At 40.9% G+C, this 17,137-nt stretch carries 15 protein-coding genes; 12 read left to right on the top strand and 3 right to left on the bottom strand.

Going from position 1 to position 17,137, the window contains the following annotated elements; all coding sequences use genetic code 11:
• Positions 1–117: 117 nt before the first annotated feature.
• The gene (locus FZC88_RS17770) at positions 118–3,009 is read left to right on the top strand and encodes a vWA domain-containing protein (RefSeq protein WP_187443685.1); all 2,892 of its coding nucleotides are present in this window, start codon (positions 118–120) and stop codon (positions 3,007–3,009) included.
• Positions 3,010–3,046: 37 nt separating this feature from the next.
• On the opposite strand, the gene FZC88_RS17765 is transcribed toward FZC88_RS17770, so the two are convergent.
• From FZC88_RS17765 to FZC88_RS17755, 3 genes are read right to left on the bottom strand one after another with little or no spacing between them, the layout of a single operon-like run.
• Positions 3,047–4,927 carry a bactofilin family protein gene (locus FZC88_RS17765; RefSeq protein WP_148995843.1) on the bottom strand — a complete coding sequence of 627 codons (1,881 nt, stop codon included), beginning with the start codon at positions 4,925–4,927 and terminating at the stop codon, positions 3,047–3,049.
• Between the two features lie 15 nt (positions 4,928–4,942).
• Positions 4,943–5,530, bottom strand: coding sequence for a prepilin-type N-terminal cleavage/methylation domain-containing protein (locus FZC88_RS17760; protein WP_148995842.1), 588 nt, complete (start codon positions 5,528–5,530; stop codon positions 4,943–4,945).
• Positions 5,472–6,002, bottom strand: coding sequence for a type IV pilus modification PilV family protein (locus FZC88_RS17755; RefSeq protein WP_187443684.1), 531 nt, complete (start codon positions 6,000–6,002; stop codon positions 5,472–5,474). Before FZC88_RS17755 ends, FZC88_RS17760 begins: the two co-directional genes overlap by 59 nt.
• Before the next feature lie 114 nt (positions 6,003–6,116).
• Between FZC88_RS17755 and FZC88_RS17750 the strand changes: the two genes are divergently transcribed.
• The 11 genes from FZC88_RS17750 to FZC88_RS17700 all read left to right on the top strand — a co-directional run bounded on the left by FZC88_RS17750 (position 6,117) and on the right by FZC88_RS17700 (position 17,125).
• Positions 6,117–7,328, top strand: coding sequence for a hypothetical protein (locus FZC88_RS17750; protein ID WP_148995840.1), 1,212 nt, complete (start codon positions 6,117–6,119; stop codon positions 7,326–7,328).
• A 10-nt stretch (positions 7,329–7,338) separates the two neighbouring features.
• Positions 7,339–8,076, top strand: a complete 738-nt coding sequence (locus FZC88_RS17745) for a PRC-barrel domain-containing protein (RefSeq protein ID WP_148995839.1) — start codon at positions 7,339–7,341, stop codon at positions 8,074–8,076.
• A 22-nt stretch (positions 8,077–8,098) separates the two neighbouring features.
• The gene (locus tag FZC88_RS17740) at positions 8,099–9,472 is read left to right on the top strand and encodes a VanW family protein (protein WP_148995838.1); all 1,374 of its coding nucleotides are present in this window, start codon (positions 8,099–8,101) and stop codon (positions 9,470–9,472) included.
• 21 nt (positions 9,473–9,493) lie between these two features.
• The gene (locus FZC88_RS17735; RefSeq protein WP_148995837.1) at positions 9,494–11,155 is read left to right on the top strand and encodes a GspE/PulE family protein; all 1,662 of its coding nucleotides are present in this window, start codon (positions 9,494–9,496) and stop codon (positions 11,153–11,155) included.
• Between the two features lie 9 nt (positions 11,156–11,164).
• Positions 11,165–12,208 (top strand): type IV pilus twitching motility protein PilT, encoded by a 1,044-nt coding sequence (locus FZC88_RS17730; protein WP_148995836.1) that lies wholly within the window; start codon positions 11,165–11,167, stop codon positions 12,206–12,208.
• Positions 12,209–13,420 carry a type II secretion system F family protein gene (locus FZC88_RS17725; protein ID WP_148995835.1) on the top strand — a complete coding sequence of 404 codons (1,212 nt, stop codon included), beginning with the start codon at positions 12,209–12,211 and terminating at the stop codon, positions 13,418–13,420. It abuts the gene before it with no gap.
• 110 nt (positions 13,421–13,530) lie between these two features.
• Positions 13,531–14,001, top strand: coding sequence for a type II secretion system protein (locus FZC88_RS17720; RefSeq protein WP_148995834.1), 471 nt, complete (start codon positions 13,531–13,533; stop codon positions 13,999–14,001).
• Between the two features lie 10 nt (positions 14,002–14,011).
• Positions 14,012–14,755 carry a prepilin peptidase gene (locus tag FZC88_RS17715; protein ID WP_148995833.1) on the top strand — a complete coding sequence of 248 codons (744 nt, stop codon included), beginning with the start codon at positions 14,012–14,014 and terminating at the stop codon, positions 14,753–14,755.
• A 14-nt stretch (positions 14,756–14,769) separates the two neighbouring features.
• Entirely contained in the window at positions 14,770–15,732 is a 963-nt protein-coding gene (pilM, locus tag FZC88_RS17710) for a type IV pilus biogenesis protein PilM (protein WP_148995832.1), read from the top strand.
• Entirely contained in the window at positions 15,732–16,358 is a 627-nt protein-coding gene (locus tag FZC88_RS17705; protein WP_148995831.1) for a hypothetical protein, read from the top strand. Before pilM ends, FZC88_RS17705 begins: the two co-directional genes overlap by 1 nt.
• Complete coding sequence (locus FZC88_RS17700; protein WP_148995830.1) at positions 16,355–17,125, top strand: hypothetical protein; 771 nt, start codon at positions 16,355–16,357, stop codon at positions 17,123–17,125. The genes FZC88_RS17705 and FZC88_RS17700 overlap by 4 nt, the downstream gene beginning before the upstream one ends.
• Positions 17,126–17,137 lie beyond the last annotated feature (12 nt).

The following is a 17,137-nucleotide window of genomic DNA, read 5'->3' as shown; positions in this document are numbered from 1 at the left end:
GGGTGTCTATTCGACAATAGACATCTTTTTTCTTTGTTTTTGAGCATTTAGTCCTATTATAATAGTTTGAAGATTGATATAATAAAAGCATTATAGGATAACCAAATGAGGGATATTATGAGAATTCAGGGAAAGATTTCACTACTATTACTTTTCATCCTCTTTCTAGCATTTATTTTAAATTCAACCGGCACCTATGCCAAGGGAACTGCAGATTTAAAAGTAGACTTCAATGTTACCCCGTCCCAGGAAGTAATTGTAAAACCAGTGGATAGTAATGCCAAAGCTTCATTAGACTTTCATATCAATCCAATAGGAGAGGTGAAAGAAACGAATCGACCTCCTATAGACGTCGTTTTTGTCTTTGATAAATCGGGATCGATGAATAGTACCAGGGATAAAATGCAAAATGCAAAGGATGGGGTGACCAATGCCTTACAATTCTTTGAGAAGAACAAACAAAGTAATGATCGATTCTCTCTTATAACGTTTTCTTCAGAAATAGAAACGATACTTCCATTAAGTAATGACCTCGATGCCATTAAAACTTCCATGTTACATACCACCGCTTATGGAGGCACCAATTACACAGACCCCTTGCGTGCAGCGAAGAATATGCTGAAAGATTCCAAGAATGAAAAGTATATTGTCTTCTTAACTGATGGACAGCCGATGATTGCGACGGCGGTCGAAAAAGTGAAAAAAGAGGTGTGTACGAGGCCACTTTGGTTTTTTTGCGGTGAAACAAATGTTGTCGAGAGCGATCAACAATTGGTATATGACTTTCAAAATAGATACAGTTACAATCGATGGATGCATAAAATATATTCCCTTGATAATAGTAAATTGAAGTCTTTATACATTCCGTCATTTACTATGGATGGTACGTCATTTAATGCTGGTTGGTACAACCCTGGTGAGCTGGAAACCAACAGTCAGCAAATGGAGGCTTTGATCAAACAAAAAGGTCTCGAAGTATCCAAGGAGATCTACAACGATAAAATCACCATGCACACACTGGGTTACGGTGAAGGAGATCTTGATGACAGATATCTTGAAATGCTGGCACAACAAACGTCGGGTAGCTTCATCAAAGCAAGTGAAGGAAGTGTCTCCGATGCATTTGAAAAATTGGCGAATAAATTAAATTCAGTCAAATTGGATGGAGAAACCGTCGTACAGTTGCCGGAAAATGTGACAGTTGACCAAAATCAATACAACGTGATTAATAATACAGTGTATCTGCCATTTTCCACAGTATATGAAGTAGGACAGGGCGTACCGACACCAATTACAGTATCACTTCCGGTGGAATTCTCTAAAAAGGGATCCTATACGTTTAAGGATTTGAAAGTGCAGTATAAAACGGCAGAAGAAACAGACTTTCGCTCAAGTGATAAAAAGTCGGTGACGATTGAAGTGAAAGATGATGCACCCGCATCGGTAACAGGAAGGGTAGACTTAAATAGAATCAATCAGGACCTGTTCAATTTAATTATTGAGGATGGAAAAGAAACGAATACTTTTACCGGAGTGTTCAAACTGGATTTTGGCGGATTGGTAAATCCGAAAGCAAAAGGTTATTTAAGTGAGATCATTATACACCAGCCCTTACCTGAGGGGATCATTGTTAAAGAAAGTCCGGATATATCAATCCAGAATATGAATGGACAGAAAATTGCCATCATTAATGTTAAACAAAAGATGAGCTTTGAAAACGGTGCGTTTACTATACCTGTACTTGAGATACCTGTAACAATGAACGCCGTCTGGGCCATAAATAATGTAAAAATGCCACAAGCGAAAGTCTATTATGTCGATTCAAGATACGGGAACAAAGTAAGTAGTAATCTAAGCCCGAATAATAACGAAATCAGTGCGAAAGTTAGAACTCGTCAGCTGCAATATGGAAAAGAATTTGTATTTGATGGTTATTCAAACGGTACGATCAAAAAGGTGAAAATACAGGGGCAAACGGAAAATGTTGTAGCATCACTGGAAGCTGGAGTGGATGGTCGATACCCGATTATGCCTGTAAAGTCTTTAGTCAGTAGCCCAACCCACCTGAATATCAGCTACAGGGATAATGGGACAGCCATTTTACCATTCGTTCCTGAATTGATTGTTAAAGACCCACTCACTGATAAAATTTTAGATGATGGTTCTTCTGTATCGAATGAAGTGGAATTCTATCTCTCAAACGGTATTCCTGGAAGGGATGTTTCTTACAACTATCAACTTCTTAATGATGAAGAAACTACTGGAGAATGGACAGAAATTGAGTTGGGAGAAACGAAAACCATTGAACGTTTCGGGAAGAATGAAATCCGGGTAAAAGCCGTTGGCGGTTTTGCAATCGAGGATTATATTATTGAAAAAACCATTTGGATCGAGGGTGACGATTTAATGCGTGTACCTTCACTAATTGAATTATATGTAGGAGAAACTCAGTCATTCAATATCGATATCTTCCCGTTTGGAAAACCGAACAATAATTATAATGTGAAGGTTCTGCAAGGTGATGACGGAATGATCAACTCCTCTTACAGTCAAGTCAATTCCACCAAAGAGAACCGGATGACAGGATTATATCCCGGCGAAGATTTAGTGGAAGTTCAAACTAAGAATGGGAAATACAAAAAGTTGATTCGAGTCATTGTTAAGTCAAGGATTGTAAATTTGAAAAGCATGGACTTCACAAAATCGAAGTACACTCTATTGCTTGAAGGGAACGCGTTCGATATACACTCTCATTTAGTATTCAATCCTGAAAATGCAACCAATAAAAACATAAAGAACGTCTTCGACACAGGTAACAATGTTGTAGACATCGTGCAAGAAAATGGAGTTTGGAAGGTCATACCTAAAAATGCAGGGGTGACGACCATAACGGTTACTTCTGAAGAAAACCCTCGTTTAAAGGCGATAGCGATTTTTGAAGTCGTTGCGGGAGATGATGAAACCGAAAATCCGGAGACCGGAGACGGGGATATCGATGGAAGATGGTGATAAGAAGGGAGGCCCACGTTGATGGACCTCCCTTTTTTCATTCAACTATGATCTCATCACTTATTAATGAGAGTGCTTCAACATTTGGTAAAGTATCCAGTTTAGAAAGAAGGACATCTTTGTTATAGTTTACGATGAATCTTGACAATTTCTCTTGCTGCTTAGAGGGGGAGCTCTGATATGCGTCATCGACATTGTCTACGTCCCCACGCACAGCATTCACTGTAAGGTTTCCTTTTGAAAAGACACCTCCGTTAACATAAAATAATGAACCAACCCCATAAAGGGTAGCGTCGCTGTCAGTGTAGAAGAAAGCTTGTAACGGCTTGATGCTTTCAAATGGATCCGGCAACAAACGGAATTCATTCTTTTCACTCTCCTGAGCATAATACTGAAATTCATTCATTCGTGTTAACAGTAACTCTCCTCTTGAGAGTAAAATTAATTTTCCAGTATTGTTAGTACCATCTTCATCTTCTTTACCGGTAATATTCAAGTTGGAAATGCTTGTTTTTCCCTTTGCGTAAATGACGGAATCAAATTTAATTTCATCATTCTCACCGGATGGATCATTGGCATCGCCCAGTATGGTTAAATTCCTGCCTGAAAATACATTCCCCGCTATAACCGAAGTGGAATTCTGTGATTGAAAAGAGATATTATCAAAACTAACTATATTCTCCTCCAGCTTTACGGGTGAATTTGCCTCTATTGATACTCTTCCTGCTGCAACGATATTATCAATGGTCATTTCCCCAATTAAATTAGAAATCGTCACATTACCAGTCGAAATAATATTCCCGACCTTCATTGGAGAACTTGCGATAATATTTACATCACCATCTACAAGCAGGTCCACCCCTGAACTCCGTAGCCCTCTAATAGTAATATTTCCACTCACTTTAACCTTCCCCTGTGAGTTTTCATTCAATATCCCACCTTCTACAAGAGCAGGAGAGAAGGAATTTGAAAGAAGAGCCGTTCTGATTGCGGTCATTAAATTTGTTTGGGTACCGTCATTTCTTATTGATAGATCAAGAGATTCTAATACTTTGCTAACCTCTTCTTCATACGTTTGATTAAATGAAATATCAGTAAATTGACTATCCTGTTTTACTTTGGGAGGTTCTATTAGCGGATAGAACTGATTTGAAGTTATCAAGCTTTTCATATGTTCATAATCCGCTTTATTATAGCTTGTATACAAGTCCCCGATAACGGAGGGAAATGGTGCCGGGAATGTTTTATCCTTTTTATTAGAAAGCTGGTAGTTTGCCTCTTCACTTATGCCTAAAGAGTTAGCATAGATGTTACCAACCAGATGTGGAGATCCGTTCAATTGAAGCTGTTCTCTTGAGCCTAGAGTATACTTGAGGAAGCTTGGGACGGGCGATAAAATGATCCTCTTTCTAACGGTCTTTTCGACTTTCCCTTGTTCAGAAGAAGGATTCTTTGTTTGAATCAGGATTTCATATACTCTCGTAAGGTTGGTACCAAGATAGTCCAGCTCAAAGGTTTTGAAATCAGGGATATTGGATTTGGTACAGGTGTCACCCAGCAGGTTTATTGCACTGGTCCCGCTCACATCAATGACTGTGACACATTTTATTCTATCAAGAGACTGATAGGATGGAAGAATGGAAGATTGAAAAAAATCTGCTACTTTTGTATTGATATTTGCTGGTGTCAATTTGCTCATTTCTAACTCTCTTGAGGGCTGCAATTGATAGACAAGCTTGGATGAAATTTCTTCAGCTGCCTTAAGCCCTTCATATGTAATGTCAATGTCGGTCTCTCTGACTTCGGTTCGTTTCGCTCCACCTATCGTCGAACTTATGATAGCCATACCGATTGTCACCATAACAAGAGATGTAATTAATACGGTAAGTAAGGCATTTCCTCTTTGATTGGTTAACAAGCTGTTTTCTCCCTTCTAAAATCCGAAGCTGCTCTCTAAATTAAGGGTTTTATCGAAATTGGGATGTGAAACTTTGTAAGATAATTGTATAATTGCTTCATTGCACGGTTTGGATGTGCAGGTAGAAGTGATAACGGACCCCGTAAAGTCAGATGGAGTAGTTATTATTTCCCCATCAAAGCTCCATTGTTTTTTCTCCCCGATTTGAACTAATTGCAGAATTTGTTCATCATTCACAATCTCTTCATCTTCTACCTGGTAGAAGGATTTACCTGAATAGGGCGCTACAGATAATGCACTGCTGTTTATAAACTTTACACAAGTAGTAGAGGCTGGCACGCACTCTTCAATTGTGTCGAAGGGGTATGAATATAGCTTCTTCATTACCATCGCAGAAACATAATCTGCGTCTTCTCTCAATTGAGCATCGATCGAAACTTTTTCATAAATCTTATAGCCGGTGATCATTGCACCGTATGTAACGGGTAACAGGATAGCCGATATGGATAGGGTAAGTAATAACTCAATAAGGGTAATGCCTCTATTATCGAATATCTTCGCTTTTAACTTTTCCATCAACTGTCGTACTGTATTCTCTATCATTGATATTCCACCTCACTTCGATTGTAATAGGAATATAGTAATCTGATTCATCAAGGTCCGTGACTTCCCCGGAATAAATTTCAGTCTCATATTCTAACCCGTTTATATTAATATTTTTCTTGTTCGGACAGGAATCAATCATTTCTGATTCAGTAGAGAAGTTAGGGAAGGTTTGGTATTCATCCCCGCAAATGAATAATTTTAAAAATTCATCTGTTGGATTTTCACTGCCTATATTCACTTCATAGAAAAAGTCCCTGACCTCAAGGAAGTCTTGTTTTTCCATGAACATCAAGACATTCCTGGCTACATTGATCCCGACTGTCTTCTTTTGATTGCCATTCGTATATGTACTGGATTGAAGGAAAAAATTCATGAAACTAAGAAGGACGATCCCCAGGATTGTAACCGAAACCAAAAGTTCAATTAAAGTGAAGCCTCTATTATTTTTATATATTTTTATTCGTTTCAACCCAACACCTGCTTTCAAAATACCTGACTTTATTATACAATATCTAGTAGTCGAAACTTGTAAAAAAAAGTCTGATTTATAAGAAATATATCATAGGGAGGAGATGAATGTAAGTTGATATACCTATTTTCGTTGCTGGCACTTATTTTGTTGCTACCTATTTTATATTTTATACCGATAGGCATCAGTGTAAAAGGGAAACTACTCATTGCTGGTATTGCATTTGGGTTAACGCTCCTTGGACTAGTCGCATCGACCCAATATTCAATTTGGATGATCGGCATCATGTTAATGGTTTTGTTAGGCCTATCTTCTTATATGATTGAACAACGATTCAGTGGTCTTATAGTCCTGACTGCAGGCACTGAGATGGATTCAGGAGGAGAACCTGTGCAAATAGTCCATAAACATAAGGGATTAAAGGATCATTTACATAATAAAAAGGATGAATCACAAGTTGAGGATACTGTGGATTCCACTCAGGTTGAAGTTGATATGGCTCCAATTGAAATGGAAGATCTCTATGAAATTGAAGTGGACGTTGCAGAAGAAGAATCAGAAAATGATACCTCTATAGAACAAGATGAACCATTGCAAGCTTCGGAGATCAAAGAGATAATCCCTACTGTTGAAACAGAATCGATAAAGGTCGATGACGATGAAAGTGAATGGTTCATTGAGAATGCCAATGAATACGAAGATATTGGAAAAATGAATGAAACGGAAGAAGAAAATGAGTCTTCTGATATCGTTTTAAGTGAGATTGAGAGATTAATAAATGAACCTGACGAGACCATTGAGTATGAAAAGGAAGAAATGAAGGAAGCATTTGATGATGATTCGGAAGCTGTAGAAGACTTAGAGGGCTTACTTGCTTCAGAAGATGAATTGGAAGATGCTTTAGTTGATGATTTTGTAGAAGATGAGAAAGCTGAAATATCTGAGGGAACCCAGGATCGTATTGTTGAAGGTATCAGTGAAGAGGATCTTCACGTACATGCATTTCCTAAAAGGTCCAGGATCATGAGAGAGGTTATGAAGACCATGATTGAACAAATCACACTCTCGAAGAGTATATTATCCTCCCATCAGATGGAAAACATGATTAAGCATTACTTGCATCCAAGTTTACACGATCAAGACTACTATACATTTGCAAGAATATTAATGGATCATTACATTTCAACAGGACAATATGAAGACTTACACATTTTTACTGAAGGGATTGCTAAGAGATTCATAGAGTATCCGTACATTCAAATGGATATCGAACAAACAAATGAGTTTGCATGGAAAAAGTTAAACGAAATTAAAATGACAGAATAGGTGAGATGACATGAAAAAGAGTGCAGAAATGAAAGCTTTACCGATTATCAGTATATCCGATGGAAGTGAAATAGGGAGAGTCAAATCCCTTGTAATCAATCCGGAAAAGGGCTCGGTTGATTTTCTGACCATCGAGCATGAAGATTGGCAGGTCAGTGTGAAGGCGATCCCGTTCAAAAAGGTAGTCGGTATAGGCGAGTATGCCGTCACTGTCGAAAATGAGAATGCAGTGATCGACTTAAATGAAATCCCGATTGCAAACCAGCTGGTGAACAAAAAAATTAAAATCAACGATACCCGTGTGATGACCCGTAAAGGCCAAATGATCGGAAACATTCAAGAATTTTATGTGGATGATGAAACCGGGGCTATTGTTTCCTTAGAATTAAATGCCCAAGACAACACGTTTTTCCTTGGTACGGAACATGTACTGACATTTGGGAAAGATATCATTATTGTGAACGAAGACGCTGCAGAATATTTTAAAGGATCATTTGATCAACTTGTAAGCCATGAGCCTGTGTTCGAAGCAGAGACTGAAATTTTACCAACGCAACAACATGGCCTAGAGACAATTAAAACGAAACAGACTCAATTACTTACAGGAAAAAGTGTGATTGAAGATATATATAATTTAGAGGGTAATCTATTGATTGCTAAAGGTTCATCTCTAACGGAAGCCGATATTAAAGCTGCTCAGGACGCTGGTCCATCTGTTTTCGTTGATTTAACGATGAATATTAAGTAGGAGTCAGGAAGGAGCGCCTAGTGTGAAAAAAGGTCTATTTGGTAAGCTGATGACCGTTTTGTTCTTATCCACATTTTTTCTATATGGGTTTTCTCATTTAGGCGTCTTTGCTTATGAAACGTTCTTTGTTAAGTCACTCAATCTATCGAAACATGCAGCGGTTGCATCTATTAATCTGGGTGGAGCAAACAAAGAGGAAGCAATGAAGATACTGGATGAGAAAGTAGAGGAATGGAAGCTAAATCAAAACCTACTGCTGGATTTCAATGGAGAAAGTGCAAAAATCGATCCATCTCTCTTTCAATTTCATTTGGAAGAAAGCATAGAGAAACTTGTTGATGATGAAAGTACAAGTTTAATTGTGACGATGGATGAAAATGCATTCGATGCGTTTCTTTCAAATCAGTTCCCTGACTATAGGGGTGAAGACCTAAACCTTCCTTCTTTAATAGAGTATCTCCTCTCCTTGGCTGGTAGTCTTCATAAAGAAGAGAGCGTAAAGATATATGATTATGCAGCAAGCAATGAATCACCACAAGTAATTTTTGAGGCCGTGTCGAATGAATTAGAGGTTACACCAATGATCAAGAGCTTTATAGACAATTATCCCTCCATTCCCATTGCACCCAATTCCCAGTTTTCGTTTTCGGATTTTCTGGAAACAGAAGGATTTGTAGTTGAATCACAGTCTGATTTAAGTCCGGTTGCATCATTACTCTATCAAATCACCTTACATTCCAACTTTTCGATCATCGAACGAAATATAAGCAAGCTGCTTCCGGACTATGTGACACTAGGCTTTGAAGCGAAATTCAATCCGATGAATAACCAGGATTTTGTCATCACCAATCCTAATTCAACCGGTTATGAGCTGAAGCTTGCCATCCAAGAGAATAGAATCAAGGTTCAATTGCAGGGAATCCCTTTTCCAAACTCATATAATGTCCGTTTGTCTGAAAAAGAAACGTTCCCCCCAAGAGTCATTAAACAGTTTAGCCCTTTTGTTGAAAAAGGAAGCGTCGATATCCAACAAGAAGGGAAAGATGGGGTACTGATCCGGGTTTATAAGCAAAAATTGAGCTCTTCAGGTGAAATCCTTTCAGAAGAACTGATCAATGAAGATTTTTATGGACCACAGCATAAGATTGCGGTTTATCCGTTGCAGGAATTACAGGAAACCCCAAACGGAACATTTGATAATGTACCAACCGGGACGAATGGGGAAGAAGCGACGAATGAAGAATCGGATGATGGGGAAAAAGATGAAACTTCCTCAATGGACGAGGAAGATAACGAGAGCAGTTCCACAGGGAAGGAAAGTGAAGGTACAGCCGATCAGGATTCTTCAAGTCCATCAGACGATCAAGTAAAACCAAAGAAAAAAGAGAGAAAATAAGTCGTAAAAGCGGGTGATAATGTGACCACGATTAGAAAGAGACTTGGAGACCTGCTCGTTGAAGCAGGAATCATATCCGAATCCCAGTTACAAGATACCCTGAAAGATAAAGCGAAAGGGCAGAAGTTGGGGGATGCCCTGCTTCAAAGGGGATATATTACAGAGCAGCAGTTGATTGAAGTATTGGAATTTCAATTGGGAATTCCCCATGTCAGCTTATACAGATACCCCTTTGAAACGAACTTATTCCACTTGATTCCTAAAGATTCGGCTAAGCGGAACTTGATGATCCCACTCAAAAAAGAAGGGGATAGGCTTTTCGTCGCGATGAGCGACCCGTTGGACTTTTACGCCATCGAGGATCTGCGTTTGGCCACAGGCTTTCAAATCGAGACAGCGATTGCGACCAAGGATGATATTTTGAAAGTCATCAATAAGTTTTATGACTTAGAGGATGGATTTGAAGACCTTTTCCAGGAGAATCGGGATCAAAATAGAGTAGAAGAAAATACGGTGGTGGATTCCGATTCACCCATCGTTCGATTAGTGAACGGAATCCTTTCAAATGCGGTGACCCAAAAAGCTAGCGATATACATATTGACCCCCAGGAAACCAAAGTCGTCATACGTTACCGGGTGGACGGCATTCTTAGAAACGAAAGAAATCTCCCGAAGCACATGCAGAGTATGCTGATTGCCAGGCTTAAAATCATGGCGAATCTCGACATAACCGAATTCAGGGTGCCTCAGGACGGACGAATCAAAGTGAATATCGACTTTCATCCTATCGATCTGCGTGTGTCGACTTTGCCGACGGTCTATGGAGAGAAAATAGTGTTGAGGATTCTGGATTTAGGTTCGAGCCTGAATGACCTGTCAAAACTGGGTTTCAACAAAGTAAATCAACAGAGGTTCATGAAGATGATCCAGCAGCCGACAGGGATTGTTCTCATCACGGGACCAACCGGTTCGGGGAAGTCTTCCACTTTATATGCAGCCTTGAATCATCTCAACAGTGAAGAAGTGAACATTATTACGATCGAGGATCCCGTTGAGTATCAGCTGGAAGGCATCAATCAGATCGGTGTGAATCAGAATGTCGGCTTGACCTTTGCCAAGGGGCTGCGTGCCATTTTGCGTCAGGATCCGAATATCATCATGGTCGGGGAAATTCGGGACAGGGAGACTGTTGAAGTCTCCATACGGGCTTCCTTAACTGGACATCTCGTGTTGAGCACCATCCATACCAATGACTCAATCAGTACGGTGACGAGACTACTGGATATGGGTGTAGAACCATTTTTAGTTGCTTCTTCACTGAGCGGGGTCGTGGCTCAACGCTTGATCAGGAAAGTTTGCCGTGATTGCAAACAAGAGATGGCGGCGACCAAACGGGAAATTGAGATATTCGCCAAAAGGGGGATGAAGATCGAGACCATTACGAGAGGGCAGGGTTGCTCTTCCTGTAATATGACAGGATACAAAGGCCGGATTGCCATTCATGAGGTCCTCGTCATGAATGATGACATGAAGAAGGTCATTCTGAACAACGAACCCTTCTCCAAGTTAAGGGAGCATGCCGTACGGAATAAAACAATCTTCTTAATCGATGACGGCTTGCTGAAAGTGAAGCAGGGCATGACCACGACCGAAGAAGTATTAAGAGTAGCGATTTCAGAGTAGGTGAATGAATTGAAAGAAAAAGTTGATTATCTTCTAAAGTCTGCTTTCGAGCTGGGCGCGTCCGATATCCATCTTACAGTCGGCTCACCTCCTATCTTCCGGATACATGGAGACCTTAAAAGGTTCGGTAAAGAAAATTTGCTGCCTGATAACACGGAAATGATGGCAAAGGCCATCATTTCTGAAACGATGTATCCTGCCTTTGAAGAAGTGGGTGAATTGGACTTTTCCTATGGAATCCCGGGCGTTTCAAGGTTCAGGGTGAATGCATTCAAACAACGATCATGCATATCTTTGGCCATACGTGTCATTCCGACTTCCATCCCTACAATGGAGGAATTATTTCTCCCCCATGCATTGAAGGCGATTGCTGAAAAACCACAGGGTCTTTTCCTTGTTACCGGACCAACAGGAAGTGGAAAGTCGACCACGTTGGCATCCATCGTGGATTATATGAACCGGAAAATGAGGAAGCATATCATTACCTTGGAAGACCCCATCGAATACCTGCACAAGCACGGGGCATGCATCATCGATCAGCGGGAAGTGGGATTTGATACAAGGTCATTTTCAAAAGGCTTGAGAAGTGCCTTGAGACAGGATCCGGATATTATTCTCGTAGGGGAAATGAGGGACCTGGAGACGATACATACTGCCATAACGGCAGCGGAAACCGGACACCTTGTTCTGGCGACACTTCATACATCCAGTGCCCCGGCCACCATCGAGCGAATCGTAGACGTCTTCCCGCCGGAGCAGCAGTCACAAATCCGCGTTCAATTGGCATCGGTCCTTGTCGGGATCCTTTCACAGAGATTGTTTGCCACGGTAGATAAAAAAGGAAGAAGGGCCGCGACAGAGCTCCTGATGAATAATGCAGCAATTGCCAATTTGATCCGTTCAGAAAAGGTCCACCAAATTCAAAATGTTATGCAGACGTCCAAAACTTCAGGCATGCACATCATGAGCGACAGTGTGATAAAGCTTTATGAGAGTGGCATCATTTCAAAGGAAATGGCGTTTCCTTATAGCAGAGAGGAGATTCCTCAATAGATGGGACGTTATAAGTACACAGGCAGGGACCAAAAAGGAAAGAAATCGGGCATCATCACGGCCACATCAAAGAAGGATGCCCTCATTCAGTTGAAGAAGCAGGAAGTAAGGGTCATTGAAATCCTGGAAATGCCTGAGACACTCATGACCAAAGACATAACGATCGGAAATCCGGTGAAGTTACAGCATCTTGTTATTTTTTTGCGACAGTTTGCGACCCTTCTTCAAGCCGGGGTTACAGTGGTTGATTCGACTCATATTCTGGCCGAGCAGACGGAGAGTAAGGCACTCGGCAAAGCACTTACGGAAATCGAAGATGAATTGCGGGACGGGAATCCGTTATCGGAAGCCTTCTCCCGTAACAAGAAGATTTTTGAACCGATGCTGATCAATATGCTGAAGGCCGGGGAAGCGTCAGGCAGCCTGGATGAAACATTGGAAGGGCTCGCCACTCATTATGAAAAGCAGCATATCACGAAACAGAAAATCATTTCGGCGTTAGCTTACCCTATGGTTGTCGGCGTTATTGCCATCGGTGTCGTCATATTCCTGCTGGCTGCCGTTGTGCCGACCTTCGTGAATATGCTGTCCGATTTCGGAGGCGAATTGCCAGCCATCACACAATTTGTTATTGCTTCAAGTGAATTCATGCAAAAGTTCTGGTACATCATCATTTTGTTTTTTGTATTCATTGCTATCACTCTGGCCATGTTAAGAAAAGACAAACGATCGAAGTATTATCTTGATTATGCCATCCTGAGAGTGCCGATTTTCGGGAAGATGCTGCAAAAAGCGGTACTCGCGAGAATGACACGAACGCTTAGTTCATTATTTTCAAGCTCAGTCCCTATTTTGCAGGCATTAGCGATTGTTGAAAAGGTTGTGGAAAATGAAGTGGTGGCCCGTGTGATCGGCGAATCCCGCAGGTCATTGGAGAAGGGGACGTCCCTAACAGACCCGATGAAACGGCATTGGGCTTTTCCTCCATTGGTGACGCAAATGATCGCCATAGGAGAAGAGACAGGGTCCCTGGACTCGATGCTTGCGAAGGTCGCAGACTTCTATGAAAAAGAAGTGGAAAGTGCCACGGATCGTCTGAAATCATTGATTGAACCACTCATGATCGTCATGCTGGCAGGATTGGTCGGGACCATCGTCACTTCGATTCTCGTTCCGATGTTCGAAATCTTTAATAATGTTCAAAACTATTAGAAAATACCTATAATTTTACAAAAAATATGATTTTTTTGTCGGATGAGTGTTGTATACTAGTACTAGATTACTAGTTTTTAGTAAAAGATATATAAACAGGAGGAATTACCATGTTAAAGAAGATGGGTCAAAGACTGAAAAATGAGCGCGGATTGACGCTTATCGAATTACTTGCTGTTGTCGTTATTTTAGGAATTATCGCTGCGATTGCAATTCCTAGTATTGGTGGGTTGATCAATAACTCGAAGAAGGATGCTCATATTGCGAATGCTCAGCAGATGGTGAGTGGGGCTAGGTTGGCGGTTACAGCAGATTCGAACACAACAGGAAATATTAAAATGGCAGATTTAATCACAAACGGTTACCTTGAAGAATTCGATAACCCTTCTGATGGTAGTGGATATGACAAAGATAAGAGTGTTGTGACTGTAACTAAAAATGCAGGTACGGGAAATTACTCTTATTCAGTAACATTAGTAGGTAGCGGTGGAGGAACCCATTTAAATGGAAATCCTGATGATATAGAACGATCTACAGTAGTATTAAATCCGTCAGACGCTGACAAAGAATCAGACGATTAATAAAATTATAATGATTGTTATTATTTTTTCTTACGGTCTCCTCCTAGGCTCCTTCTACAACGTAGTCGGCCTCCGGATACCGCTCAAAAAGTCAATCGTCAAACCAAGATCAGCCTGCCCGTACTGCCGGCACACGCTGACGGCCAAGGAACTGATACCAGTACTATCCTATATTATGCAAGGTGGAAAATGCGCTCAGTGTAAGGGGCGCATTTCTCCTCTTTATCCATTGATGGAATTAACTACCGGACTGTTATTCTTACTTTCTTATATTATTTTAGGCATACAGCCGGAGCTGGTTGTCGCTCTTACTCTCGTCTCCCTGTTCATGATCATCACGGTCAGTGACCTGAAATATATGGTCATTCCCGATAAAGTGCTGTTGTTTTTTTCAGTTTTATTTATTATAGAACGAATATTCATCCCGTTAAACCCGTGGTGGGACAGCGTCGGGGGTAGCATTACCGGCTTTTGCCTGCTTCTTCTGATTGCCATCATCAGCAAGGGAGGAATGGGCGGCGGTGATATCAAATTATTCGCTGTCATTGGTTTCGTCGTGGGGGTCAAGGTGATGCTTTTTTCCTTTTTCCTCGCTACCCTTTTTGGGGCGGTCGCTGGTATTACAGGCCTGATGCTTGGCTTGTACAAGAAAGGGCAACCCATTGCTTTCGGTCCATATATCGTAATAGGCACACTCGCAGCATACTTCTTTCACCAGCCAATCCTGCATTGGTATTTTTCTTTATATAGCTAAAGGGGTCATTCAAGATGTTATCACGTCTCTTCAATAAGAATAAAAATAAAATCAATATCGTCATCAGTGATCAATGGATTCGATTTGTAGAATTGAAATCTGTTTCTCCTTTACATATTCACCATTTTGGAGAGAAACGAATTGCTGACGGGATGATCTCAGATGGCAAAATCATTGAAAAAGAAGCTTTTCAAGCACTGTTGGAAGAGTGTGTCCTCGATTGGGGAATCAAAAAGAGGGAAGTTCAATTCATCGTTCCGAATACTCAGATGATCATCAGGAAGATGGAGATATCATCCGATATTGAGGAAGATGAGGTGAAGAGCCACTTGTTTATGGAAATCGGGACGAGTATACACCTGCCTTTTGAGAACCCGGTATTTGATGTGGTGGTTGTAGGAAATAAAGGAGACAAGAAAGAAATCATCCTGGTGGCGGCACCGGAGGATATTGTCATGGAATATCAGCAGCTCTTGACTGATGCCCATTTAAAGCCGGTTGTGGCTGATATTAGTCCACTTGCCTTTTATAGATACGTACACTCTTTGGATTTAACTCGTAAAGAAGACCATGAAATGCTCCTCTATTTCAATCAGGCTAATGTGACCGTGTCCATCTTCCATGATCATCAGCCTGTATTTTTCAGGCCAATCGGATTAGGTGAGGATCGGGAAGTGATGGATGAGAGGATGTATCACAATGATCTCCAATCCCTTCAATTTGATGACGTGATGAAAGAAATCGACAAAGTCATCAGCTTTTACCGATATACACTTACAAATGATGAAGCAATGATTAATAAAGTATACGTAACCGGTGACCATCCCATGGTAGGGGATATCCAGACCCTTTTATCAGAACGGTTTGAAATCGACATTATCAAGGTGCCAACCGCTGCACGCGACGCCTACACCAATGAAGAACTATCGAGTGCGTTTTTACTCGCTATTGGTTTAGGGTTGAAAGAGGTGATATAGTGCTCGTCGATATCAATTTATTACCTCAAAATGAAAAAGGAAGCCGTCAGTGGGTGTATGTGGTTATCGGTGTGCTATCCGTCGGAATCCTTGCTCTTATGATTCTATTATTTCTTGCTGCGAATATCGGAAAAGATGTGGACGTCCTGACGACGGAATTACAGGGTACCAAGCAGCTCAGAGCGGAAAAAGAGCAAAGCATTTCTGATTTTGAATCATCGGATGCCTGGGTACAATTGGAGAGTGCAGTCAGCTGGGCGGAAAGCTACCCCATCGATACTGTGCCTGTCTTGAATCACCTGGTCGAAATACTGCCGGAGCGGGGTTTCGTGAAGGAATTTACATACGCGGAAGATGGGAGTATCCAACTCTCGATTCAATTTGATACAAGCAGTGAAGCTGCGTATTATTTAACGCATCTGAAGGGATCCAGGTACATTCAGGAAGCAACCTTATTGTCGCTGACTACAGAAACCATCTCTGAAAATGATAGTTTAACAGCCGTTAATACGGAGACCATTTTACCAAGGTATATAGGTCAGTATGAAGTAACGTTAAATAGAGCAGAGATAAAGGAAATGGAAACAGAGGAAACTTCCGAAGAGCAGGGAGGCGATTCGGAATGAATATACGATTCGAAAAAAGAGAATGGTTACTGATCAGTACTTCGATTGTGATAGCAATAATCCTAATCCTCGGAGCAATATGGTTCTACTATCTACCCGTGAAAAATCAGAAGGAAAATCTACTGAATGAAATCAAAACGGAAAAGAAGCTGATTGAAGCATTGGATTCTAAGATTTCTTCCATTAAACAGGCTTCCTTTGAAAATTCGAGTTCACTACAACAGAAGGTTCCAGTTAAACCTCTCACTCAACAGCTGCTAATCGATTTGGAAAAAGCAGAAATCGTCTCGGACAGTTTTGTCACAAGCATTGAATTTACGGAAGGTGTTATAGATCTTCCTGCAACTGAACCCTTGGGCGCAGGGGATGATGTTTCCCAAACGGATGTTGAAGTTACCGAAGAAGGCACTGAAGTGAATCCGGCACCTGATGTGGTCCTTCCACAAGGCCTTCAAAAACTGACAGCCACGATTTCTGTAGAAGCAAAGAGCTATTTTCATATAGAGGAATTCATCAATAAATTAGAAGAGCTGCATCGTATCGTAGAGGTTGAACAGATTTCTTTCAGCGGACCGGCTGAATTACAGCAATACGAAGATGAAATTGAAAATATTCAATTGAATATAGTTGTATCCGCCTTTTATTTACCTGGTTTAGTAGAACTAGAAACGGAGCTGCCAAAACTCGATGCACCTCCTCCGTCAAACAAAAAGAATCCTTTTCAGCAGTTCCCTGAACAAAAGTCAGAAGAACAAGATACCAATTAAAGGTCTGATGTT

The sequence above is a fragment of the Rossellomorea aquimaris genome, assembly GCF_008180865.1.
Taxonomy (GTDB): domain Bacteria; phylum Bacillota; class Bacilli; order Bacillales; family Bacillaceae_B; genus Rossellomorea; species Rossellomorea yichunensis.
The sequence above is the reverse complement of the archived record's forward strand: the minus strand, read 5'-3'. Positions and strand labels throughout refer to the sequence as shown.